17 protein-coding genes are annotated in these 26733 nt (G+C 44.7%); 6 read left to right on the top strand and 11 right to left on the bottom strand.

What is annotated here, in order from left to right:
- From ACYVAA_RS16810 to ACYVAA_RS16775, 8 genes are all read right to left on the bottom strand, one after another.
- Window positions 1–525: FAD-dependent oxidoreductase (locus ACYVAA_RS16810; RefSeq protein WP_460543894.1), on the bottom strand; the 525-nt coding region annotated here is incomplete at its 3' end.
- A 58-nt stretch (window positions 526–583) separates the two neighbouring features.
- On the bottom strand, window positions 584–937 hold the full coding sequence (locus ACYVAA_RS16805; RefSeq protein WP_460543892.1) for a four helix bundle protein: 354 nt from the start codon (window positions 935–937) through the stop codon (window positions 584–586).
- Between the two features lie 190 nt (window positions 938–1127).
- The gene (gene odhB, locus ACYVAA_RS16800) at window positions 1128–2672 is read right to left on the bottom strand and encodes a 2-oxoglutarate dehydrogenase complex dihydrolipoyllysine-residue succinyltransferase (protein WP_460543890.1); all 1545 of its coding nucleotides are present in this window, start codon (window positions 2670–2672) and stop codon (window positions 1128–1130) included.
- Between the two features lie 117 nt (window positions 2673–2789).
- The gene (locus tag ACYVAA_RS16795) at window positions 2790–5588 is read right to left on the bottom strand and encodes a 2-oxoglutarate dehydrogenase family protein (RefSeq protein WP_460543888.1); all 2799 of its coding nucleotides are present in this window, start codon (window positions 5586–5588) and stop codon (window positions 2790–2792) included.
- 246 nt (window positions 5589–5834) lie between these two features.
- A complete protein-coding gene (locus ACYVAA_RS16790) occupies window positions 5835–6656 on the bottom strand; it encodes a Rossmann-fold NAD(P)-binding domain-containing protein (RefSeq protein ID WP_460543886.1) in 822 nt (273 codons plus the stop codon).
- Between the two features lie 79 nt (window positions 6657–6735).
- A complete protein-coding gene (locus ACYVAA_RS16785; RefSeq protein WP_460543884.1) occupies window positions 6736–7365 on the bottom strand; it encodes a sterol desaturase family protein in 630 nt (209 codons plus the stop codon).
- Window positions 7366–7522: 157 nt separating this feature from the next.
- Window positions 7523–8662 carry an N-acetyl-alpha-D-glucosaminyl L-malate synthase BshA gene (gene bshA, locus ACYVAA_RS16780; RefSeq protein ID WP_460543882.1) on the bottom strand — a complete coding sequence of 380 codons (1140 nt, stop codon included), beginning with the start codon at window positions 8660–8662 and terminating at the stop codon, window positions 7523–7525.
- A 57-nt stretch (window positions 8663–8719) separates the two neighbouring features.
- Entirely contained in the window at window positions 8720–11707 is a 2988-nt protein-coding gene (locus tag ACYVAA_RS16775; protein ID WP_460543880.1) for a glycoside hydrolase family 3 N-terminal domain-containing protein, read from the bottom strand.
- 176 nt (window positions 11708–11883) lie between these two features.
- On the opposite strand from ACYVAA_RS16775, the gene ACYVAA_RS16770 reads away from it, so the two are divergent.
- From ACYVAA_RS16770 to recQ, 6 genes are all read left to right on the top strand, one after another.
- Window positions 11884–12291 carry a hypothetical protein gene (locus tag ACYVAA_RS16770; RefSeq protein ID WP_460543877.1) on the top strand — a complete coding sequence of 136 codons (408 nt, stop codon included), beginning with the start codon at window positions 11884–11886 and terminating at the stop codon, window positions 12289–12291.
- The gene (gene mutL, locus ACYVAA_RS16765) at window positions 12288–14174 is read left to right on the top strand and encodes a DNA mismatch repair endonuclease MutL (protein ID WP_460543874.1); all 1887 of its coding nucleotides are present in this window, start codon (window positions 12288–12290) and stop codon (window positions 14172–14174) included. Before ACYVAA_RS16770 ends, mutL begins: the two co-directional genes overlap by 4 nt.
- A gap of 3 nt (window positions 14175–14177) precedes the next feature.
- Window positions 14178–14969 carry a rhomboid family intramembrane serine protease gene (locus ACYVAA_RS16760; protein ID WP_460543871.1) on the top strand — a complete coding sequence of 264 codons (792 nt, stop codon included), beginning with the start codon at window positions 14178–14180 and terminating at the stop codon, window positions 14967–14969.
- 2 nt (window positions 14970–14971) lie between these two features.
- Complete coding sequence (locus ACYVAA_RS16755; RefSeq protein WP_460543868.1) at window positions 14972–15886, top strand: rhomboid family intramembrane serine protease; 915 nt, start codon at window positions 14972–14974, stop codon at window positions 15884–15886.
- 240 nt (window positions 15887–16126) lie between these two features.
- Window positions 16127–17659, top strand: coding sequence for a hypothetical protein (locus ACYVAA_RS16750; protein ID WP_460543865.1), 1533 nt, complete (start codon window positions 16127–16129; stop codon window positions 17657–17659).
- Window positions 17660–17743: 84 nt separating this feature from the next.
- The gene (gene recQ / locus ACYVAA_RS16745) at window positions 17744–19867 is read left to right on the top strand and encodes a RecQ family ATP-dependent DNA helicase (protein ID WP_460543862.1); all 2124 of its coding nucleotides are present in this window, start codon (window positions 17744–17746) and stop codon (window positions 19865–19867) included.
- A gap of 414 nt (window positions 19868–20281) precedes the next feature.
- Here the strand turns inward: recQ and ACYVAA_RS16740 are convergent, their stop codons facing one another.
- From ACYVAA_RS16740 to ACYVAA_RS16730, 3 genes are all read right to left on the bottom strand, one after another.
- A complete protein-coding gene (locus ACYVAA_RS16740; RefSeq protein WP_460543859.1) occupies window positions 20282–21283 on the bottom strand; it encodes an acyl-ACP desaturase in 1002 nt (333 codons plus the stop codon).
- A 285-nt stretch (window positions 21284–21568) separates the two neighbouring features.
- On the bottom strand, window positions 21569–23017 hold the full coding sequence (locus ACYVAA_RS16735) for a RagB/SusD family nutrient uptake outer membrane protein (RefSeq protein WP_460543857.1): 1449 nt from the start codon (window positions 23015–23017) through the stop codon (window positions 21569–21571).
- Between the two features lie 13 nt (window positions 23018–23030).
- Window positions 23031–26279 (bottom strand): SusC/RagA family TonB-linked outer membrane protein, encoded by a 3249-nt coding sequence (locus tag ACYVAA_RS16730; protein WP_460543854.1) that lies wholly within the window; start codon window positions 26277–26279, stop codon window positions 23031–23033.
- Window positions 26280–26733 lie beyond the last annotated feature (454 nt).

Here is a 26733-nt window from a genome sequence, read left to right as displayed (position 1 = left end):
GTGCTTTGGAATCTCCTTCAGCTTCAAGGCTTCAGTAGAGGTAATAATACGTTTTTTATCTATATCAATAAAAGGCAAAGAAGAAGGCTTGGAACCTGTGGCAATGATGATGTTCTTACCGGTAATCTCTTCAGACTTACCGTCTTCTTTGGTTACTTTTACGGTATTCTTATCGACAAAAGACCCTAATCCATGATGAACATCGATCTTATTCTTTTTCATTAAATACTGGATCCCGTCCACATTTTGCTTGACCACGTCATCCTTTCTTGTGATCATTTGCTTCAGGTTCACTTTCAGGTCCTTCAGTTCTATTCCATGGGCCTTAAAAGTATGTTCAGCATTATGGTAATGTTCAGATGAATCCAACAATGCTTTTGACGGAATACAGCCTACGTTTAGACAAGTCCCGCCCAAAGTGGAATATTTTTCAATGATAGCCGTTTTCATACCGAGCTGAGCCCCTCTGATCGCAGCCACATAGCCTCCCGGTCCGGATCCTATAACAATTAAGTCGTATTTCATGATGGTTTGTTTTGAACATAGTACAAAGTATGTTGTACAATGTACCAGGTATATTTAATTATCTTTTTAAACTTTGTTTTAGTCCATAGATCATGTTATGAATAGCCTCCAAATCCTGTGACACCTTCATAAACATCCGATCATCAATGTACTGCAGTCTGTTGCTAATTATTAATTGAGTATCCAATTCAAAAGCGGAGCCCAACGAGTACCCTAAGAATTGATCAAACTCACCCTTACTATTTCTCCCTGCCCCTTCAGCAATATTAGATGCAATGGACACCGCAGCCCTATTGATTTGACTTATCAAACCAAATTTTTCCTGCTTTGGAAGATTTTCGGTGACACTATAAATTTCAACAGCTAGATCAATGGACTTTTTCCAAACGTGGAGTTCTTTGTACCTGTGCATAATAAAAGTAAGTTAAATTAAAAATTAGGTTAATGAGGCAGGAATAAACAATCTACCTACCTCATTAATTTAACAAATCTTTTACCGACAATCCAGCATTAAAACACTGATTGTCAAATCACTTTACACTGTATACTTTGTACTTTGTACTTGATACTTTGTACTTGATATCTCTTACTCCCTTCACTTGTTACACTCCGAGCAATAATCTCGCAGGGTCTTCAAGCAATTGTTTCACTCTGACAAGGAAGCTAACAGACTCTCTTCCATCGATGATCCTGTGGTCATAAGATAGGGCGATGTACATCATCGGAAGGATCTTCACCTCACCGTTTACGGCCATCGGCCTCTCCACAATATTGTGCATGCCCAAGATGGCAGACTGTGGCTGGTTGATGATAGGAGTGGACATCATGGACCCGAAAATACCGCCATTGGTAATGGTAAAGGTCCCACCGGTCATCTCATCGATGGTCAGCTTACCGTCCCTGGCCTTAGTAGCCAACCTCACCACTTCTTTCTCCACCTGATCAAAAGAAAGTGCTTCCGCGTTTCTGATCACCGGCACCACTAGGCCTTTTGGAGCAGAAACGGCAATGGAGACATCACAAAAATCATTATATACGATCTCGTTTCCATCAATTTGCGCATTTACGGCAGGCCATTCCTGTAATGCCACACAACAAGCCTTGGTAAAGAAGGACATGAAACCAAGGTTTACATTGTGCTTCTCTTTGAACATCTCCTTGTATTGCTTTCTAAGGTCCATGATTGGCTTCATGTTTACCTCATTGAAAGTGGTAAGCATTGCCGTTTCATTTTTGGCCGCAACAAGCCGCTTGGAGATGGTCTTTCTCAAGGAAGACATTTTCTCTCTCCTGCTTTCTCTGGCGCCAGCCACTTTGGGCGCTTCTGGAGCTTTCTCCTTGCTTTCTGCTTTGGCAGGCTGGGCCGCAGCAGGCTTAGGAGCAGTCTTCTGCGCCTTTTCTGCATCCTCCTTCGTGATCCTGCCGTCTTTGCCGGTACCTTTTACCTCTTTGGCATCTATACCCTTTTCGGCCAATATCTTCGCTGCTGCCGGAGAAGCATGTCCTGCCGCATAGCTGCCATTGCCGGAGGATGCAGATGCTGTCTCGGCTGAAGCTTCACTGGAGGCCGCTACAGGAGCATCTCCCTCTACTATTTCAATTTTACAGATCAAACCACCGATTTCCAGGGTATCTCCCTCCTCGGCCACTCGCCTCAAAATCCCCTGAGCTTCAGCAGGAAGCTCAAAGGTGGCTTTATCGGAATCCACTTCTGCAATAATCTCATCAAGCTCCACAAAATCGCCCTCCTCTTTCAACCAAGAGGCCAAAGTCACCTCTGTGATTGACTCTCCTACCGTAGGGACCACCATCTCCTTCACCTCACCGGTCTTTCCGCCACCATTGGAAGTAGATTTTTCTGCTGCCGGCTTACTTTCTGCTTTTTCTGCAGGAGCAGCATCACCTTCGGAGGCATTGGTATCAATCTCGCATATTACGGCTCCTATTTCTAAAGTATCCCCTGCCTCTGCTTTGGTGGTGAGCACACCGGAAGACTCAGCGGTCAACTCAAAAGTGGCTTTATCAGATTCCAGTTCGCAGATTACCTCGTCCATCTCGACATAATCTCCGGTATTTTTAAACCATTGACCTATGGTTACTTCGGTTATGGATTCCCCAACTGCAGGGACTTTGATTTCTAAACTCATGGCTTTTTGTTTTATCCCCCAAACCTATCGGTTCAAGGCTAATTTCTGATTATTGGTTGAAAATAATAAAATTAAACCCAAACACGGCCCTGCCCCGAAAGACAGTGGCCTGGGGGATTACTTGATTTTTAAAGCTTTATTGATAATGTTTTGTTGCTCTTCCGCATGCACCTTAAAATAACCTGTAGCCGGAGAAGCACTGGCCTTACGTGCAATCACATCCATAGGGAAGTCTCTGAACAGGGCCCTCATCATATAGGTCCAGTACCCCATGTTTTCGGGTTCTTCCTGTACCCAAACCACTTCCTTGTCTTTGCCAAAAGATCCCACTATCTCCAGAATCTGGTTTTTAGGTAACGGATGAAGCTGTTCTACCCTTACGACAGCCACGTCTTTTACCTTCTCTTTTTCACGCGCCTCGATCAAATCATAATAAATCTTACCCGAACACAGCACTACCCTGGATACGTCCTTGGCTTTTACCGTGGTATCCGTCAGTACTTCTCGGAAACCGCCTTGGGTAAACTCCTCAATCGGTGACATGACCTTCGGATGCCTGAGCAAGGACTTCGGAGACATCACGATACATGGCTTTCTAAATTCCCAGGTCAATTGTCTTCTCAACATATGGAAGAAATTTGAAGGCTCTGTAATATTGGCCACCACCATATTGTACTCTGCAGATAGTTGCAAAAACCTCTCCGGACGGGCATTGGAATGCTCCGGCCCCTGTCCTTCATATCCATGCGGCAACAACATCACAATCCCGTTCATTTTTTGCCACTTGGACTCTCCGGAACTGATAAACTGGTCAATCATGGTCTGTGCACCGTTGGCAAAATCCCCGAACTGCGCCTCCCAAATGGTCAAAGCGTCCGGATTGGCCATTGCATAGCCATATTCAAATCCCAGCACAGCGTACTCGGACAACAGGGAATTATAAATGTGAAACTGCCCCTTGCTGTCCTTCATTTCCCTCAGAGAGTTGTAGGATTTATTGGTACTCGCATCATGCAGCACGGCATGACGGTGGGAGAAAGTTCCTCTGCGACAATCCTGCCCGGTCAGCCTAACGGTCTTCCCTTCCAACAGCAATGACCCGTAGGCCAGCAGCTCAGCAGCAGCCCAGTTAAGCGACTTAGAACTGTAGAACATGTCCTTACGCTGCTTCATTTGGGCTTCGATTTGTTTGATCGGCTTAAACCCTTTCGGCAAGGTCGTCAACGCTTCAGCCACTTTTTCAATGGCTCCTTCCGAGATATAAGTATCAGGGGATTTCTCAAAGTCCTCCGGCTTGGATTTCCTCAATTCTTTCCATGCCTGCTCAAAAGGAGAGAAATTATAAGGCAAGGGCTTTTCCTTCACCATATTCAGACGATCCTGGAGAAGCTTACGGAACTCCTTGTCCATTTGCTTGGCCAGTTTTGCATCCACATCTCCCCTTTCTAAAAGCTCTTTATTATAAATCTCCCTAGGATTAGGGTGCTTGGAAATCAAATTATACAATTCAGGCTGTGTGAACTTCGGTTCATCAGACTCATTATGTCCGTGACGACGGTAGCAAACCATGTCAATAAAAATGTCCTGGTTGTATTTCTGCCTGAATTCAACGGCCAATTTAGCGGCAAAAACAACGGCCTCGGGATCATCTCCGTTGACATGTATCACCGGTGCATCAATGATCTTGGCCACATCGGTACAGTAAATGGAGCTCCTTGCATCATCAAAATCAGTAGTAAAGCCTACCTGGTTGTTGATCACAAAGTGAATGGTCCCCCCTGTATTGTATCCTTTAAGATTGGCCATCTGCGTAACTTCATACACAATGCCCTGACCTGCCACAGCAGCATCACCATGGATCAAAATCGGGATGACCTTATCCTTATCGCCTTCATACTGATGGTCAATTTTTGCCCGTACAAAGCCTTCCACTACTGGATTTACTGCCTCCAAATGCGAAGGGTTCGGCGCAAGTTTAAGGTTTACCTTTTTGGCGTTGGGGGTGGTAATTTCACTGGAAAATCCCATATGATATTTCACATCCCCATCTCCCATGGTCAAATCCGGCTTGGCAGTCCCCTCAAATTCAGAGAAAATCTGCTCGTAGGTCTTGCCCATGACATTGGCCAGGACATTCAGCCTTCCTCGGTGAGCCATGCCGATCATCACTTCCTCAGCCCCTAAATCAGCTCCTTTATTGATCACTGCATCCAAAAACGGGATCGTACTTTCCCCGCCTTCCAACGAGAACCTTTTCTGACCCAGATACTTGGTATGCAAAAAGTTTTCAAAAACTACCGCTTCATTCAGCTTGGACAATATTCTTTTTTTCTCCTCATCCGGCGGATCAAAGGTCAAGGCCTCCTTCTCAATTTTGTTTTTGAGCCAATCCAGCATCTCCGGATCCCTGATGTACAGGTACTCAAAACCCATCGCCCCCTCATATATCTTCTTAAGCGAATCAACGATCTTACTCAACTTGGCATTACCAATCCCAATTTCATTGCCTGCCTGAAATTCCGTGCCCAGATCAGCCTCGCTGAGACCAAAATCACCAAGGTCGATAAGGGCCTTACGGTCCCTTCTTTCTCTGACCGGGTTGGTTTTGGATCTTAGGTGGGCTCTGGAGCGGTAAGCATGAATAAGCGCCCGCACCTTGATCTCCTTGGGCAACTGCTCCATGTCCATGATGGTACCGCGCGTAGCCAAGGCTCCGTTGGAAGCAGTAGAAGCACTCGCCCCTACCTGGGCGGCCCCTCCTTGTTCGTCCTCACCAAATTTGGTAATGGCAAAATCAAAGCCATCAAAAAAGGTCTTCCAACTTGGTTCTATCGATTCTGGGTCTTTTTTGTAATCTTCATATAGCTCATCGATGTAGGCTACATGGGCATTGGAAATGTATGAATATTTGTCCATGATTAGTTAATTTCGATCCCCAAATATAGATACTTATGTATTTTTTATAAAACCGCTTATTCGTTTACACAAATTAAACTGATTATCAGCACATTTAAAAAATACCACCGAAATTTTAATTGGATAAACATGTATTTGAATGGATTATAATTTGGCATACCCCCGATTTTAGAAGGAGTTTTGGTAACCATCGGATAAAAAAGGGCCTTCACAGGCCCCAAATAATTACTTTTTCTTAAAATTTACTTAAAATCCTGTATAATCAAACATTAAAGGGTCATTATATACAAAAGTAAATCCTTTGGACAGAATCTTTGCCGAGGAAACCTGCTTCCATGTATGCTTCCCCCTTTCCGCATAGCTCGAAGGAGGAGCAATCCCCAAGCTCTTCGCATTTTTCTCATAAACGGCCCCTTTCTCTGGATGAAGAGGACTGACACCATTAAACGTTTCATTCCAAAGCCCCTTATCAATAATATATTCGATCATCCTGACCGCATCTATTTGATGGATATAGTTCACTGGTACATCCCCGCATACCCCTTCTTTTCCTGAAAAGTATTTACCCGGTATCCGCTCTTCCCCCATCAAGCCTCCGAATCGGATGACGGTAAGATCATATTCTCTGTCCTTCCAAAGCAGCTGTTCCCCATCATAAAGGGCCAAATTAGGACAGTTCTCCTTATTCAAGCCCTCAGACTCGTCCACTATTCGGTTTACATCAGGGTAAACGGAAGTCGCACTTATATAGATGACCTGTTTTACGCTACCCCGCTGCATCAATCCTTTGAGAAACTTCACCTGCTCCGGATGAAAGCTATCCCCCTGCCAACGACGCTTTGGCGGCACATTGATCACCAAAAGGTCTACATCAAACAGTCGGTTAAAATCTTTGCCTTCGGGATAAGGAGAAAGTTTCAAAAAAGCGCTGTCCACCCCCTCCTCTTTCTGAAGCTGCTCACATTTGGTCAGTGAAGTGGTACTTCCACATACCTGATGTCCTTTTTCCATGAGAAGTTTTGCCAAAGGCTTCCCCAGCCAGCCTAACCCGATTATACCTATTTTCATTCCACCTCTATTTTTTTGTTAATCTTTGATTTGGACATAAAAAAACCTCCCTTAAGCATGTTAAGGAAGGCTTGTTTTGCTAACGGTCCTTTTTGGGCATGGTCCCTAAAATCAGGTCCCACAAGGGGGAACTCACCCCAAAGGCCACGTCTGGATCTTTATAATGATGGATGGCGTGGTTTACCCACAATATTTTCAAGAAGTTCTTCGGCGGCTGATAGGCGTGCACCGCATAATGAACGCCAAGGTACAAGGAATAGCCAATAAGAAACCCTGGCAAGAAATAGAGCGCATAATCCCCCATCAAAAATGTAAACACAAAATAAAAGATACAGGCATATAAGCCACTGATAAAAGGAGGCATCGCCAGCCTGTCCTTATCTTTTGGATAATCATGATGCACCCCGTGTACCGAATACTGCAACTTATCCTTGAGCTTGGTATTGGGGATCATGTGGAAGAAGTATTTGTGCATTAAATATTCCACCAGGGTAAAGGCTAGCAACCCCAGCAGCAAATACCCCAGACCTGCAATAAACGGGATTTCCGTGGCCGTCACACCATTATAAAAGGCAACCGCTCCAATCACGATAAACATGATTATCGGTATACTGATGTGTGTTCTTGACATTTTTTCCAAAACGGGATTTTGGAACATCTGGGCCGAGCCATTATTATCCGGCCTGTCAAGCCTTCCAATTTTTTTCATGTGAATTCAATCTTTATATTCTTACCCAACCACCAGCATAACGCTGCAAATCAGGAACTTAAAACAAACAACTAAACCTTTGGATTCTAGCCACCGCAAATTTAATGCATAGATTTGAAAAGGAGTATTGATTAGAGGAAATAATGACTTTATTCAGTTATTTTGAAACGGTAAGGGTCTTGCCAATGGTCTTTTTGTAAAACGCTTCATACCTGGGCAGGATATTGGACACATCAAACTCCTTGGCCCGGGCAAGCGCCCTTTTCTTGAAGCCGGCCAGATTCTCATCAGAAAGTATATGCAGGGCCTTTTCGGTCATCCCCTTGATATCCCCCACATCACAGGCAAAACCGGTGATCCCATCCAGGTTCAGCTCAGGGATACCTCCCGCATTGGAAGATAGCACAGGCACTTCGCAAGCCATGGCTTCAAGGGCGGCAAGGCCAAAGCTTTCTTTCTCAGAAGGAATAATAAACAGATCGGCTACAGAAAGCACCTCTTCCACGGCTTCCAGCTTACCCAAAAACCGAGTATCCTCACAGACACCGAGCTCCCTGCAAATCCGCTCCATCTTATCCCGCTCCGGACCATCCCCTACCAGCAGCAGCTTGGAGGGCACCACCTTTCTTACCTCGTAAAATATCTGGATGACATCTTCCACCCTTTTTACTTTCCTAAAATTGGAGGTGTGGACCAACAGCTTTTCATCATTGGGACAGATGGCTCTTTTAAAATGTTCTTTCTTTTGTCTTTTGAAACGGTCCAAGTCGATAAAGTTGGGAATCACCTCGATCCCGTTTTTCACATTGAAGTGCTCGTAGGTGGACCGCTTCAAATCCTCCGAAACCGCCGTCACCCCATCTGATTCATTGATGCTAAACGTGACCACAGGCTCGTAGCTGGGATCTTTTCCCACAAGGGTAATATCCGTACCATGAAGGGTGGTCACCACAGGAATCTCAATTCCTTCACTTTTCAAAATCTGCTTTGCCATATAAGCCGCCGAAGCATGTGGAATGGCATAATGCACATGCAGCAGGTCCAACTTTTCGTATTTGACTACATTCACCATCTTGCTGGCCAATGCCAGCTCGTAGGGAGCAAACTCGAACAGGGGATAGCTCTTTATATCCACTTCGTGGTAAAATAGGTTCTCGCTGAAGAAATCCAACCTTGTGGGCTGCCTATAAGTAATAAAATGCACCTCGTGACCTTCTTTGGCCAAGGCCTTCCCTAATTCTGTGGCCACCACACCACTCCCTCCAAACGTGGGATAACAGACGATTCCGATTCTCATGTCTTTATTACTTAAAAAGGCGCTTTTTCAATTGTAAATGCTATAACCCTGCCCCTTTTAATTTTGTTCATTATGGGCATATTTTTTTCCCGAATACCGTAAGGACTGATAGATGATGTCATGAATATCTGTCCTGACATTGTCACGGAGAAGGGAATTGTTACTTGCATTGGGGTACACCCGGTTGGACAGGAAAACGTAAATCAACTCTTCCTCCGGATCTGCCCAAACCGCAGTCCCGGTAAATCCGGTATGCCCAAAGCTGTTTTTGGATGCCAGTTTCCCGGCCGGCCCGCCCTTATTCTCTTCAGGCTCTGGCTTGTCCCAGCCCCAAGCCCTTCTGCTTTCGGCAGATTGTCGCTTGGTAAACTCTTTTACGGTTTTTGGATCTATTAGGTTCACACGACCATATTGCCCCTTTTGCAACATCATCTGCATCATCACTGCCAGATCATGGGCAGTCCCGAAAAGCCCTGCATGGCCTGCCACCCCTCCAAACATGGCCGCCACGGGATCATGGACATAGCCCCGTATCAAGCCCTGCCGAAATACACGGTCATTTTCTGTAGGAGCAATCCTTTCAAGCTCAAATTTCTCTACCGGAAGGTAGGTAAGGTCGTAAACCCCCAGTGGCTGATAAAAGTTATGCTCCAAAAACTCGTTCATAGGCTGGTTCACCACCTTTTCTACAAGCCTGTGCATGATGTACATGCCCAAATCAGAATATTTATAATCATATCTCGCCTTACCGGCAGGTTTAACGCGTAAATCCGATTCAATCGTCCATTTCCAAACACTATCCGGCAGGGCATCCATGGCATACATCCCCTCCGCCACCTGGAGGCTATACCCTTGACCTGGCTGACTCCTGTAAAATTCAGTGTTCCATTTACCCGCTTCAATGGTTCTGGTATAAAAAGGAATCCAAGGCCTCAGGCCGGCTTCATGCATCATCACTTCCTTAATCCTCAAATTCTCCTTGTTCGTACCGATCAATTCTGGAAGATACGCGCTGACTTTCCGGTCCATATCTATCAAACCCCGGCTGCTCAAAAACATGACCGCCTGAGTGGTGGCCATCACCTTGGTGATGGAAGCCAGGTCATAAATGGTTTCCGTGGTCACCTCTTTTGTACGGCTATAATCCAAGTGACCATATGCCCGCTCAAAAACAATTTTACCATTTTTCGCCACCAGCACACAGGCTCCGGGAGTTGCCCGGCTTTTTATTGCACGTTCCACTACCTGGTCGATCTGGTCAAGAACTCTGCTGTCCATCCCTTCCGTTTCAGGCCTACCATAGCCCAACCTGTCTATCGCCTCAAGAGACTTTGACACACCTGCCTTAAGTTCGTCGTTTACCGTTGCTGGCAGTTTACCGCTTGAAGGCCGTGCCCCAAAAATGACCTGCGGCGCCAACCTTTCCGTATATTCGTTCTCCTCATATGCAAGAAGGAGATGGGGCAAGCCTTCCATAAATTTGGCGGCATAGGCATTTCCAAAAAGTACGGTAATGACATTGTATTTTTTACTGAGGTTCTTAATAAAGAACATGTCGCTCTCCCTGATCCCAAATCCCCTTCGGGGACTGTTGCTCACCCCCATTACACCGACCACCACGGTATTGTACTCTTCCAGGTTTTGCTCCAAGGCCCTGTAATTATCGCTACTGCTGTTTCGGGCAAGCCTAAAATGCTTGAAATCCCCGTACTTACTCAGGTATTTTTGAAAAACCTCTCCCCCTTCACCAAGGGTAATGGAAGCCATTTTCAATAAATCCTGGTTCTTTATGGGTAAAAAATCTCCACTGTTGGTGGTCACCGTTACGGAAGCAGCATAAAGCTCTTCAATAAGCGCATCACTCTGATGGGTACTGATTTTTTCAACCAGGTTCCGGGTATCCACACGCTGTTTTTTATTAAGGCCCGCCCAATATTTTGCCCGCAGGATTTTTCTGACCTTTTGGTCGATTTCTTCTTTGCTTATCTTTCCCTCAGCCACTGCTTCCAAAATCAGTTTTTTGGACCTGGGCACATCCTCAGCATACAATAGAATATCGTTTCCAGCCAACAAGGCCAGCAAATCCACCTCACCCGGCTGGTGCAAGCTGCTCACTCCCCTCATATTTAAGGCGTCTGTAAATACCAGCCCGTTAAATCCCAGTTCCTCCCTAAGCAGGCCAGTCACCACTTCCCTGGTCAGGGTAGTGGGCATGGTCGCCGAAGTCCCCAGGCTCGGTGTATGCAGATGGGCCACCATTACGCTCATCAGGTTTTCCTCTATAAGCTTCCGGTACGGGTAAAGGTCTATTTTTTCGATATACTCCCTGGTATTATTGATCACCGGAGTAGTATAATGGGAATCAGCATCGGTGTCGCCATGACCGGGAAAGTGCTTGGCATTGGCAATTATCCCATTTTCCTGCAAGCCCTTCATATAGGCCATGGATTTCCTGGCTACATTTTCCTTTTGTTCACCAAAAGCCCTGTAGCCGATCACCGGATTATCCGGATTGGCGTTGACATCCACCACCGGGGCAAAATTGATGTGCATCCCAAGGGTTTTAAACTGCCTGGCTATTTCCTTTCCCATTTTATAGATCAGCTCCTCGTCTTCGATGGCCCCCAAAGTCATCTGCTTGGGAAATCGCAACACACTGTCCAGCCGCATGCTTACCCCCCATTCCGCATCCATGGCAATAAACAAGGGGGTTTTGGTGATGGACTGATAATGGTTGGTGAGATTGGCCTGCCTGACCGGGCCTCCCTGAAAAAATATAAGGCCGCCAAGACTTTCCTCTTCAATCAGCTTGGAAATGGCCTCCCTGTGTTCCTGGCCCCGGTTGGAGTAGGCAGCGACCATAAAAAGCTGCCCGAGCCTTTCTTCAAAAGATAGGCTGTTAAAAACACTGTCCACCCATCGGTTTTGCGCCCTGGGGTTTTCCATCCTAAATGGATCCTTAGGCCCCTCTGGAGGAAGCGCGCCAAACACCCATGTGAACTGCAACACCAGAACCAAAACCACTAACCAAACTTTTTGATACATGCGAATGTTTAATTTTTATTGCTTAAAATTTGAAATAACTTTGTATACTTCTCTGCCGAGGCAGGGGAAACATCAAACTTACATAAAATTCATGCATCTGTCATTAAATTAATGATAAGCAGAACTTACGTTATGTTTATTAACGTATACAAAGTATAACTGAATCAATGTTCACCATGAAATTTCCGTCAATATTCAGAACTGCCCGGCCTATGCGCTTTGACATCAAGCCTCGGCACTATGATCCCGTCAAAGAAGAAATCGAGCAACGTACCGCCCGGATCAAGCACCAACTGGAAGCTGACGGAATCATCCCATCTGAAAAAGACCTTAAAAAAGCGTATCAGCGGAACCATGATTCTTCTATCCGGGGAGCCTTTACCCAGGGAAGCCCGATCAGGAACAAACCCGCAGACCTTTTTTCCAGTGCCGGCATGCTCAGGCTGCTGATTTTACTCGTTTTGGTGGGCACCATCAGCGGTTATCTCTATTGGGGGGCGGATGCCTTATATATTTTGTTGTATATAGGAATAGGAATTGCATCAGTGTTATTCTTTTTAAGATTAAAAGGCAAAGGGAAATGAGTGATATAATACAACTTCTCCCTGATGCTATTGCCAACCAAATAGCAGCAGGGGAAGTAGTACAGCGGCCATCTTCGGCCCTAAAAGAATTATTGGAAAATTCCATCGATGCGGGGGCCACGGACATCAAAGTACTGATCAAAGAGGCGGGGAAAAACCTCATCCAAGTGATAGATAACGGAAAAGGCATGAGCCTGACGGACGCCAGGATGAGCTTTGAGCGCCACGCCACTTCCAAGATCAGGAATTCCGACGACCTTTTCTCCATCAAAACCTTCGGCTTTCGGGGAGAGGCCATGGCTTCTATTGCGGCGGTAGCCCAGGTGGAAATGAAAACCCGTAAGGCTGACGATGAACTGGGCACCCTGATCTGCATTGAGGGCTCGGAGGTGAAAAAACAGGAACCAGTGGTCACCACCCCGGGGACCTCCATTGCCGTAAAAAACCTCTTTTTCAATGTTCCGGCCAGAAGGAACTTCCTCAAGTCCAACCCGGTCGAATTGAGGCATATTGTGGAAGAATTCCAGCGCGTAGCACTTTCCTATCCCGAGATAGGCTTCAGCCTGGTGCACAATGACATGGAACTCTTCAAACTAAACCCCAGCAAGCTGAGCCAGCGTATCGTCAGTGTTTTTGGCAAAAACTATCAGGGACAACTGGTCACCTGTGAAGAGGACACCCCGCATGTCAAAATCAAAGGGTATGTGGGCAAACCGGAAAATGCCAAAAAATCCCGAGGAGAGCAATATTTCTTTGTCAACAACCGCTTCATCAAAAGCAACTACCTCAACCATGCGGTGAACAATGCCTATGATGGGCTGATGTCCTCTGACCAACATCCTTTTTATGTGCTGTTTCTGGAAATCGACCCCACCCATATCGATATCAATGTCCACCCCACCAAAACTGAAATTAAGTTTGATGATGAACGGACAATCTATTCAGTCGTCCGGGCAGGAGTAAAACAAGCCCTGGGAGCCCATAATGTGGTCCCCACCCTTGATTTCAGTTTGGACGTGAATTTCGCTGAAAGCTGGGGCCGAGATGAAGCAAAAAAAGAGGAAGTCAGCCGCGAAAACAGCTATAAATCCTTCAGCAGCCCCACCTTCAAGAAGCAAAGCTCCACAGGATGGGAAAAGCTATTTGAAGACAGTCCTGAGACTTCCCCCACGCCTGCTTTCAAAAGGGATATCAGCCAAGAGTCCCAGTCAGCCCCCACGGAAATGCTAACCTTCTCCAGCAAAGCCAACGAGGAGATGGAAGAGGAGGAGGTAACACACATCCCCGCTCCACCACCATTCCCCAAAGAAGAAACCAATGCGGGAACTACTTTTCAAGTAGAAATGAATTATATTGTGGCTCAGCTAGGCGCCGGCCTTCTTTTATTGGATCAGCAGGCCAGCCATGAAAGGATCCTGTACGAGCGGTACCTGAAGCAGGTAAAAAACTCCAGCGGGGCTTCTCAGCAGTGCCTTTTCCCTCAAAATGTTTCGTTGAGTCCGGCAGACTTTGCCCTTGTGATGGACTTAAAGGATGAGTTGAATAATTTGGGTTTTGTAGTAGAAGAATTCGGAAAACATACCCTATTGATCAAAGGAGTCCCGGCAGATGTACAGATCAACAATGAAAAAGCCCTGTTTGAAGGTTTTTTGGAACAGTTCAAGCATTTCAAATCAGAACTTTCCCTGGACAATAAAGAAAACCTCGCCAGGTCCTTGGCAAAAAGATCTTCCATCAAGAAAGGAGACAGATTGAGCCGACAGGAGATGGAAACCATTGTAGGACAGCTTTTCGCCTGCCAAAACCCCAATTATGGGCTTTCGGGAAACAGAACCTTTATCAAACTTGATTTAAGTAAAATACAAAGCTTTTTTGAAAAATAACTTATGTTTAGAGCATTAACACCTGTTGTCAAAAACCTGTTACTGATCACCATAGGGATGCATGTCATCGCCAGCTTCATTTTACCGGAGCTGCAGGCTTGGTTTGCCCTCTATTATATTGAAAGTCGCAAGTTTATGCCCTTCCAGTTTCTGACCTACATGTTCATGCATGCAGACTTCTGGCACCTTTTCAGCAATATGTTCGGTCTGTTTATCTTCGGTCCCTTGCTGGAGCAGTTTCTGGGCCCCAAAAAGGTCCTCACCTTATGGATGGTTTGCGGCATTGGCTCTGGAGTGCTCTATTCGGGATACACCGCTTATCAGATGAACCACCTGGACAATCAGGTGGAATCCTTCCTGAATGAGCCCGACCCTGAGGTATTCAACAAATTTGTTTCTGAAAACAAGTACATGTTTAATTCAGGCATCTACGATTTCATCACTGAATTCAGCCGGAACCCGGAAAATGAAACCTATATTAAACGTGCGGAGGACAGCATGAAATATGTCAGGGAAACCAAGGCCAATATCCCCATGGTTGGTGCCTCAGGAGCACTTTTCGGGGTACTGATCGCCTTTGGCATGTTATTTCCGAACACACAGCTTTTCCTGCTTTTCCCCCCCATGCCCATAAAAGCCAAATACCTGGTACTTTTCTATGGACTTTATACGGTCTATAGTGTCTTGATGAACAATCCATTGGACAATGTGGCACATTTTGCCCACCTAAGTGGTTTAATAATAGGGGCGATTTTGGTAACTTTCTGGAAAAAAAACAGAACTAGCTTTTACTGATCATGTACGGAGGATTCTGGTATTACTTAAAAAACGCATTTAATCACAAAGACAACAGCCTTTATAAGATCCTGGCGATCAACATCCTGGTCTTTGCAGCTTTTCTGATTCTAAGGGTGTTCCTCACCATTGGTGGGGGCAGTGAACTCTATAAGTCCGTCATCTCCTACCTGATGATGCCCGCGGCTGTAGAAAGGATTTTCACACAGCCCTGGTCCATACTCACCTATATGTTCCTTCACGAAGGGATTTTCCACATCCTGTTCAACATGCTCTTCCTCTACTGGTTCGGCTTGTTGGTTCAGGAATACCTGGGAAGCAGGAAACTGGCCAACCTGTATATCCTCGGCGGTATAGCCGGTGCATTCCTGTATGTCCTGATGTATAATTTTGCTCCTTTTTTCAGGGACCAAAGGGACATAGCCCTGATGCTAGGGGCGAGCGCTGGGGTATACGCCATTGTGGTGGGAGCGGCTACCCTTAGCCCCAACACAACCTTCCATTTGTTATTACTGGGACCGGTTCGAATCAAGTATATCGCCATATTTTATGTGGTCATTGCCTTTGCCAACAGCACAGGCAGCAACGCAGGCGGGGAACTGGCCCACCTGGGAGGTGCTGCCTTGGGATACTTTTATGTGACCTTACTCCGCAAAGGAACCGATTTGGGAAAGCCAGTGCAGGCAGTCGGTCAGTTTTTCGAAAAGCTGTTTTCTACCAGGCCCAATGTCAAGGTCACTTACCGAAAGAAAAACACCCCTTACAGAAGTGAACCGCTCAAAAAAGAAGACAGGAAAAGCGGCGGTACCACCACCCAAGAGGAAATCGACAAAATCCTGGACAAAATTGCTGAAAAAGGCTATGACAGCCTTTCAAAAGAAGAGAAGAGGAAGCTGTTTGAATACAGCAATAAATAAAAAGAAACTGATTATCTGAAGCCAGAAACAAGGCAGTGACCAGAACTAAATCAAACTTTAAGGTCAACCGGCAATCCGACTTGATTGGCCGTAGCTTTAACCCTTCAGATCAACTACATTTTCTCGAACGTCAACTTCAATTTTCAAGCCTTAAAACAGAATAATAAATCGTAATTTAATATTTTTGCAAAATAAAATTTCAAACCCTATCTTTATCATGTTGATCACCCTCCAATTAACATGTATAAAGTCCATTCTCTTTATACCGTTTTTATCATTTTCACATTGATTTTCATCAATGAAAGAGACTGTTTTGGGCAAGCCTACACATACACCAGGACAAATACAAACTGTAGTGGACAGTGGAATGATCCTGACTGCTGGGACATTACCGACACCAACTGCACCACATCCAACACCTACCCTCCTAACACCATAACTTCATCGACCTGTGAATCAAGTATCACCATAAATGGCGATCTCAGCTATACAGGGAACATCACATTAGGAGGCGGTTTTTCCACCTTAATAATTGCAGACAATTCAACCTTCGACATCTCTGGGAATTTGGTTTTCGATAATGACGCGAATGTCGCTATCTCCTTGGAGGGGAGAAACACAGCGTTAAACATTGGCGCTACAATGACCATCAATAATTCGGATACAGTGAACATCATTGGGCCCAGCGACTTATTGGAGGAAGAAGCGGTAACCAGTTTTGTTACCGCTAAGGACATTTTTATGAGAGGAAAATCCATGTTATCGATAGATCAACACGCAGGAATGGACATTTCAGGAACCACAGAGGCCCACACCCCATCCAACAGCATTGGAGATCGGGCCACCATTGATGTAGACGGCATATTTTACTCCTTCTCTGTTAAGATCAGGGGAAATTCCCACCTGGCCTTTGTCGTAACTGAAGATGCGGATGTGCGTGCGTCCGAACTGGATGGAACCTTAGAAATGAACGGAAACTCCACACTTACCTTCACAGGAGATGTTTATGAAGCCGGGGGAGATGCTGATGGAGAAAGCATCATTGACATAGGAGGAGTAATGGTCACCAACGGCAGCGGCGCGCAGGTCACTGCAGACGATGCCACCGTGTATACCTGCCATACCTTCAGTAATAAAGTCAAAAAGAACGAGCTCAATAACGGAAAATTTGAGGAAGGAAATTGCAGGACCTTACCCGTGCTTTTGCTGGATCTTAAGGTTGAGTTTAACCCACAAAAGAAACAACCAAAGATCAGCTGGACGACTGCCAAGGAATGGGAAAGTAGTCACTTTATATTAGAAAGGGCTATAAATACCATAGATCAATTCGAAGAAATAGGTTCCCTTAAGGCTATAGGATTTACGGAAGCAGCAACCACCTATACTTTTTTTGACCCTGGTGCTTTCCGTCCTTCCTCCAGAATCTATTATCGGTTAATCCAGGTCAGTTTAGACGGCTCTAAACAATATAGTGAGGTGATCTCACTTCAATTGACAGGTCACAGCAATGATCTGTGGACTGCCTTCCCCAATCCTACAAATGGATCACAACTGACTTTGACACGTTCATCAGCCCCTAGAGGGAGTTCCGCGGAAAGGATCACCTTAAAACTTTATATTCCCGGGCAGTTGTCATGGGTCATCACAGATACCATCCCTTCTTCAGATAATATCGACCTGAGTGCGTTAATCAATAAAGCTCCAAAAGGCCTACTGATCTTAGAAATCAAGCAAGGCAATCAAATCGACCGTATCAAGCTCATCAATCGCTGACAATTGCCCAGAAACTGTCTGAAATTTTACAGATGGATAAAAGTTGAGTAACTTTGCAGGCTTCAACCCTTTTAAGGAAGCCATATGATCAGCCCAAAGCAAGTACTCAAAAACTTTTATGGATACGACACTTTTAGAGGACAGCAGGAAGCTATCATCCAAAATATCCTTAATGGACAGGACACTATCGTGCTCATGCCCACCGGGGGTGGCAAATCCATTTGCTATCAGGTGCCTGCCATGGTCAAAGAAGGCATTACCCTGGTAATCTCGCCCCTTATAGCCCTGATGAAAGATCAGGTGGATGCCCTCAACGCCAACGGTATTCCTTCTGCCTTCCTCAACTCCACCCAAAGCACCAGCGAACAACGGTTTATCACCCAGGAAATCCTATCGGGGAAATTAAAGCTCCTATATGTGGCCCCAGAAAGGCTCTTTGGCGGAACAGTGCCATTGACCGAACTGCTTCGGAAAGTAAAGCTTGCCATGGTGGCAGTGGATGAAGCCCACTGTGTATCCCAGTGGGGACACGATTTCCGTCCGGATTACTTACAGATAGGCCGGCTAAGGCAGGAGTTTCCTTCGGTTCCTTTTATTGCCTTGACCGCTACAGCAGACAGGCAAACAAGGGCGGATATTTCGGAAAAACTATCCCTCCTCCACCCCAAATGGTTTATTTCGAGTTTTGACAGGACCAATATCACTTACCGAATAGCCCCAAAACGCAATTCGTTTGACAAGCTGTTGGAATTTTTGGAATACCAACAGAAAAATTCGGGCATCATCTACTGCCTCTCGAGAAAAAATGTAGAGGAAACTGCAGAAAAACTCTCAAAGGCCGGCTTATCTGTGCTGCCCTACCATGCAGGGCTCAACCGGGAAACCAGGGCTGCCAACCAGGAAAAATTCATCAAGGATGAAGTCAAAATCATGGTGGCCACGATTGCTTTTGGAATGGGCATAGACAAGTCAAATGTACGCTTTGTGGTCCATATGAACATGCCTCAGAACATTGAAGGCTACTATCAAGAAACCGGCCGTGCTGGACGGGACGGCTTGCCAAGTGAAGCCCTGATGTTTTACAGTTACGGGGACTTTATGACCTTGCAAAGGATGGTGGAGAATGCTGATAACCCTGAATACACGGATATCATGCTGACTAAACTGACCAAAATGAAAAACTTCTGCCAATCAACGGCCTGTAGAAGAAGCTTTTTGTTGGGCTATTTCGGGGAACAACAAACGGAGGAATGTGGAAACTGTGACATCTGTTTTAATAAGGGGAACAAACAGGATGTCACCATCCCTACCCAAATGCTCCTTTCTACCATTGTAAGGTTAAAGGAGTCTTTTGGCCTTGGCTATGCGGTGATGGTCCTGAAGGGCTCCAAGTCCAGCAAGATCCAAGAAAGCCACACTTCCTTATCCGTCTATGGTATCGGCAAGGACAAACCGGAAGATTTTTGGAAAAATCTGGGAGAACAACTGATCCAAGAGGGATACCTCGCTGAAGCCGGCACCCAATTTCCCACGCTAAAGCTCACTACTTCGGCCTGGTCCAAGCTGAAGGGCAAAGAAAAGTTTTTCGTCAGCATGAACAGTTCCCTCAGCCCGACCAAAGGAAAAGAGGCTTATGAAGAAGCCCTTTTTGAACAATTGAAGGAATTGCGCTTTCAACTGGCCCAAAAAGAAAACGTACCTCCTTATGTTATATTTTCGGATGCCAGTCTCGTGGAAATGGCCACCTATCTTCCCCAAAAACAACAGGAGTTTCTCCAGATTTCCGGTGTGGGAAAAGTAAAATCAAGCACTTACGGTAAGCCCTTCCTCCAACTCATTGTGGATTACAGCAAGGCCCATGACTTGGCTCCCCGAAAAAAACTAAGCCTCACCAAAGCGACAAAACCCAGCACTGAGGGGATTTCCAAGACTGAGCTGATTACCCTAAAATACCATCGGGAAGGTCTCAACATTTTCAAAATAGCCAATGTTCGGGAAATGAATATCGCTACCATCGAGGGACACTTGGAAAAGTTGGTAAAACTTGGAAAGATTGATGCGGAAACTTTTCTCTCAAAGGATGATCTGCTGAATATTAAGCTGGCCTTCCGCCGTCAGGAAGGCAAGTTTCTCAAACCTCTAAAGAAGCATTTTGGGGACAGATATTCTTATTTTCAATTAAAAATCGCCCTCTCCTCAGAAAAATAACCACAAAAAAAGATTCAAAACACATATTTTTTAATCCAAAAACCTCTTTTAACTAAATGAAACAGCGATTCTTAAAAAATACCCCATATAGGGTATTTTTTAAGAATCGAATATGGCCTACATTTGTCTTGGGTGATTAAGCAACTTTTTCCACTTAACTTTAAGTGTTTAACGAAATCTGAGGAGGCCATTTTAATTCTTACTTTTTAAGGCCTCTTATTTTTACTTTCAAAGCCCAAAAAAACCGGTCAGTTTATCGTTATTAGGAATTGGTTATTGAGTTATTAGGTTATATACCAAGCCCTTTACCTGACGATTCCTCACTCAGTATTCGCCATTCATCATTCAATATTGAACAAAAAAAAGAAGCAGAACATCCTGCTTCCTTCATTTTCTCTTAAGATATAATTTTCTTTATTTCAACCAGGCTAAACTGATCTCATCTGGTGTTTTCATCCTATCTGCCAATCGCATGTACCTATCGGAAAGCCCGGCCAGGTACTCCTGTGCTTTGGCGGCTGCACCTTCAAGCCCGGTGACCTCCTCGATCTTCCAAAGTTTTACCAAATGCTCAATGATCCTGGCATAATCCCATCCGGTGTAAACACCGATCTTTTGGGTAATAGCTGAAAACTGATCAAAAAGCGTAGGATTCTTGCCTCCAGTCCCCATCAGGGCAGCCGGCATGACAATCTGCTTCCGCATCATTTTTTCAAAAGCCAGCATTGCTCCATTCGGATCAATTTCAAAGATCTTGGTCATAAATGACTTATAAGCCTTCTCGTGCCTTGCTTCGTCCCCCGCGATGGTCTTGCAAATCCTAGCCAAAACGGTATCACCTGCCTTCTCTGCAAGCTTACCTGTATTGACATGGCTGACCTTGGTGGCTCTCTCCTGAAAAGAGGTGTATATAATCGCCTGATAAGGATCTTTTTCAGACTTTGGATCAAAACCATTATAAATTAGTCGATGAATGGTCTGTTCCACCTTTTTCATATCTGCACGACCGGAAAGGTAGAGATACTTGTTCAACAAGTCTCCGTGACGATTTTCCTCAGCCGTCCACGCTTTGGACCATCTTACCCATCCTCTTTCAGCCAAAAGACTGCCTTCAGGGTTGATCCCCTCCAAAAGATTAAAATAGGTCTGATAGCTCGGCAGCGCTTCCTCGGTAATCATATTACCGATCAAAGAGGTAATTATCGTATCCGGAATTCCTGCCGCCCTCTCCTGCAATTTTTTTACTTCGTCAAAGGCATCGGCCTGTGACATATCAGGAAGGAAGTCAGTTGGCTGCCAACATTCGTCAGGATTGACCAACACGTTGTCAACAGTCTCACCAACTAAACTGTCCAATTGACTGATGACCTCCAAATTTTTCTCCAACTCGTAATCTATAGCCTCTTTATCTCTCATAAATATAACTGTATAAGGGTATTGGTGAAATTTGACCTGCCCCGCTAGCTCCATGCCCACTCATTATCAATAGATTCAGGTCTTTAATGGGGTGTTATTTATGGAAACGGGCTTTTGTCAAACTTGTTTTGAAAAACGTTACAAGTTAGCTATAATCTGTCAAGCCACATAAAAAAGAGAGGAAATTATAAAATTAATCCTGCTGAAGCTTTGTCGTTGTACCCAAAAAAAATGCTGCCCAAACTGTGGGCAGCATTTCATTAAACTCCAAAGTATATAAAGGTATTAATCTATATCCCAGAACAAGGCCGATGAGGTTTCGTCTCCACCAAGAACGCTGCTTGCTGCATCGTAGTTGGTAGTATTGATCAAAGGCTCATTGGTTGGATAAATCAATCGCTTAGGATTTGGCGTACCATTTGAAGCCGCTGTCAGCAACTGCGGATAATCCAATCTTCTGGCTTCCGTCCAAGCTTCATGCCCTTGGTTATAAAGGGCAATGTATTTTTGTGTACCGATTTTCTGCTTGTAATCTCCAGGAGCGGTCAGATAATTCACAGAAGGCTGGGCAAGGTATAGGGTTGCCTGGCTATCAGCCAATCCCCATGTCTCAAAAGAAGCTCTTACACCATCTTCATAATATCCGGCTGCACTTCCAGCCACTATTCCTCTTTCCACAGCTTCGGCCAGGCCAAAAGCCACAAAGGAATAATCCAAAAGTGTACCTGGGAAAGTAGCCTCCACCAAGGCCGGGTTGATGTGGGTCAACTGGGCATAAGCGTTTCCAGATGCACCATACTCACCTCCTTTATAACCATCTTCAATATTGTCGTCGAAGTACTTATCCATTCTTGGATCGTTTCTTTCTTCCAACATATCAATAAAGAACTGGGTAACCACAAAGTCGGATGCCCTGCTATCTACTTTAAAATAGTCATAGATAGGATTGGTATAAGGCTGAGAGCTGCTGAATTGATATACAGCATTGTCCGCATTGGACTCAAACACCCCTGAAGCAACCGCCTCAGTGATCATATCAGCTGCTACAGTAGGTTGTGCATCTACCAATCGAAGGCCTATCTTCAATTTGATGGAATTGGCAAACTTTTTCCAAGCTGCAATATCTCCGCCATAAAGGATATCGGAAGAAGCGCTGAAACCGGCCGCACTCACATCAAAATCATCAATCGCTACCTGCAAGCTGTCCGATATAGCCGCATACACATAGTCTCCCTCGTCATAGGCCGGGGTTACATTATCGACATCCAAGGCTTCACTGAAAGGAATGCTACCAAAATTGTCTACCAAATACTGATAAGCATACACCTCCATTACCCTGATCATCGCCACTTGGTTATTTCTCACAGGAACGAGTGCAGGATCAGCCACCTCTTCGCTAAGCAAGAGTTCTTTGGCCTGTTTTAACTCATACAATGTCTCGGTATAGATATTATCCCAAAGACTACCTCCGATATCCCTGTTGGCCGCATCATAGCTGGACTCTTGGATATAGGTGGTCTGGGTCAAATAATTGGCCCACATACGATCCACATTGTGGTTATAATCTATGTTTACCATCTGGTTTACCAGATTATATTGGCCATAGGTAAACAAAAGCTCTGGCTTGACCTCAATAGGATTCTTTGGATCGATGTTTAAATCGGCCAGGTTTTCATCACAAGATGAAAAAAGCCCCGCCGCTACAACTGCTATTATATATATTGACTTTTTCATTGTGAACCTCTGTTTAGAATTGAACATTTACATTGAAACCGAATTCCCTCGTTGCTGGCAAGGCACCATTTTGGATACCTTGATAGTTCCCAGAACTGGCACTGTATTCAGGATCTGAGTAAGGAAGGTTTTTGTGGATGATCCAAAGGTTTCTTCCGAAACCACCTACCGAAACTTTGTTTACAAACACATTATTAAACAAATGGGAAGGAAGGTCATACATTAAGCTTACCTCTCTAAGCTTCACGAAAGTAGCATCGTATACCAAGGCTGCATCAGGAGCATAGGTACCGGTTTCTCTAGATCCACCATAATAACCTAATGGAGTCAGGTAATTACCTGCATTTGCACGGATATCGTTTGGCGTACCGTCTGCTTTTACCCCGGGAAGAATAATTCCACCGGAATTTTCATCATTGGTAACCGGATCTCTCATTGGATTACCCAGCTCGTTCAATGCTGCTGTCTCTTCATACAAACCTGTCGCTCCACCAAAGCCCATGTCATAACTGATGATGTCTCCACCCTTCTGCATGTCGATAAGGAAACTGAAAGACAATCCTTTATAGTTGAAGGTGTTGTTGATACCACCGATCCAGTCAGGCTGAATGTTACCGATAATGATATTGGTATCATCTGTTCTAAGGTATTTACCATCAGAACCTACTACCTTTTGGCCTGTGGCCTCGTCATATACGTAGTCAGTTCCTGTGATGGTACCATAAGGCTGGCCTTTTCTTGCATTGATGGCAGTAGACCATGCGGAATAGATCAACAGGTTTTCTCCTCCTTCATACAGGGAAACTACTTTGTTGACGTTTTTGGCCCAGTTTACATTGACTCTCCAAGAGAAGTCCTGAGTTTTCACCGGCACACCGTAAACGCTTGCTTCCACCCCTTTGTTCTCCATTTCACCGGCATTCACATACTTAAAGTTGAAGCCGGTCGCGGAAGAAATCTCCGCAGGAACAATCTGGTCAATGGTGTTTTTCTTGTAAACGGATACATCAGCTCCCACACGGCTGTTCAGGAAATTAAGCTCCACACCCAACTCCATTTCGTTGGTTTTTTCGGGCAATAATCCTGGGTTATTATAGGTATCCGGCGTATAGAACATCGGCACACCGTCAAAAGGAGTAGAGGCACTGAAGGTATTCAGCACACTGTAAGGCGCTGCATCACCACGAACACTCGCATAACCCATTCTCAGCTTACCAAAACTTAGCACAGAGCTTTCAATCAGCTCACTGAAAACAAAACTACCTGCCACTGAAGGATAGAAATAGCTGTTATTTCCAGAAGGCAAGGTAGACGAACGGTCAACCCTTCCTGTCATGTCCAGGTAGAGCATATCCATATAACCCAAGGTCACCTGACCATAATATCCATACTTTCTGTGGTGTGAATCATGCTCTGTTGGTGGCTCCAAGGCATTTACCGAGTTGCCCAAAGAATAGATTCCTGGATTAACCAATCCACCGTTGGTAGTGGCTCTGGTCCAGATCACCTTAGTGTTTCTGACATTGAAGCCCAACAAACCAGTCAAGGACAAGGACTCATTGAGGTTTTTGTCAAATGAAAGGATAAAATCACTGTTGTACTGCTCAAACGTCCTTTGGAATTTGGAATACTCAGATTGGTCCAAGCTTCCTATCGCCATTCGCTCTTCCTGAAGGTCAGAATAAGAATCGATACCAAACCTTGCCATGGCCTTTAACCAATCGGTCAGCTCATAATTCACCTGGAACTTACCGAAGAACCTGTTTCTTCTATCGGTCTGATAGTTTTCATACAGCGTCCAATAAGGGTTATCAAAGTAATGCGGAGCGGTATTTCCTGAGCTTAGGGGGTTCCAGGTAATGTTTTTACCCGTCTGCATATAAGCTGACTCCTGTGCCTTCAGGTCCACATTGGCACCGAACCACTGACGCATGCCCTGAAGTACGTTTTTGCCATCATACCCTGTACCATATCTACCTCTACCTTCTACTCGGGTATAAGTGGCTTTTCCGTCTACACTTAATCTATCACTGAAATTATAATTGGCATGAATGTCAACGATATTTCTTTTAACATTACTGTTTGGAAGGATACCAGATCTATCATCATTGGTATATCCAAATCTAACAGAACCATCTTCATTTGCTCCAGTAAGACCCACATTGGTGATATTGCCAACACCGGTTCGGAAGATATAATCCGGACCGTTTTTAGCAGCCACCCAAGGAGAAGGAGTAAGGTAAGTATCCAGTTCAGGATAAAAAGACTCCCAGCCATAAACCATCAGGTTCTCGTCAAATGCCGCCCCGAAAGAAGCATCTTCACCTGCCGGAACCTCCAAGTCTGCCACACCATCACCGTTGACATCCTCATCGTAAAACCCGCCGGTCTCACCGTAATAAGGGCCATAACCTTGTCCGTATTTATTCTGGTACTTAGGGAAAGTACTTTTATCAACCATACTGAAGTTGGTCGAATGACTCAATGAAACACCTAAGCCTTTTTTCTTTTTAGACCCCTTCTTGGTAGTGATCATGATCACACCATTCACAGCATCAGAGCCGTAAAGAGCCGCGGCAGTAGCACCTTTCAATACGGAGATGGATTCGATGGTTTCCGGATCAATATCAGAAGCTGCGTTACCGTAATCGTATCCTCCTCTGTTGGTGGACTGATCGGTGGTATTGATATTGGAGTTACTGATCGGCACACCGTCCACAACAAACAACGCCTGGTTATTTCCTGTAAAAGAGTTAGATCCCCTGATCACAGCATTAACAGAACCTCCAATGGAGTTACTCTTCTTAATGCTAAGACCGGCTACCTTACCGGAAAGGGAACTGATAAAGCTGGACTCTTTGGCCTTGCTTACCTCATCACCCTTCACTTCTTGTACAGAATAACCTAATGATCTTTCTTCCCTTTCTATACCTAAGGCGGTCACCACCACCTCAGATAACTCCTCCGCGTTGGAGGCCATGGCTACATCCACGACCGAACGTCCGCCGATTGCCACCTCTTGGCTGCTCATTCCAATAAAAGAGAAGATCAATACTTCTCCACCTGCAGGTAACTCCAACGAGTACATGCCATCTAAGTCTGTTACTGTACCTTTAGAGGTACCTTTAACAAGAATACTTACACCGGGGACTGGTTCTCCACTATCAGCTGAAGTAACCGTCCCTTTTACTGATGCCGTCTGCGCAAAAGAAAATTGCAAAAACAGGCATAGCAAGAGGGTCAATTGTATACTTTTCTTCATATGCGGTTGATTTGATTTTCACACAAAGTAGAAATCGTTATGTGAAAAAAAAATTTTAAGATTTCTTAACAAATCCCTAACACTGAAAAACAAAGAATCAACACACTGATTAACAGGAACTTATGAGCATAAAAATTTTTCTAAAAAAAATTGACTTTTTTTTATTCCTTTTATAACTATATGAACAAACAAAATTTTCCCGGAAAACCATTTCATTCCAAATAAAAATGGGATTTTCACACACTCTACATTTTTTTATCGCAAACAATTGACAAAAAACTTAAATAACATTTTAAAGTTTCCCTTTATAAAATTAGGAATATATCCATCTACTCATCACCATCAAAATCTTGTAAAAATAAATACACTTAACCAAAATTTTCTTTTGTTTATAGACAAAATAACCAATTTAATATTCATAACCAGATATCGCTGAAAATTACCCTTTTACACC

The sequence above is a fragment of the Echinicola sediminis genome (genome assembly GCF_054777495.1).
This window is presented reverse-complemented; position numbering and strand designations above follow the sequence as displayed.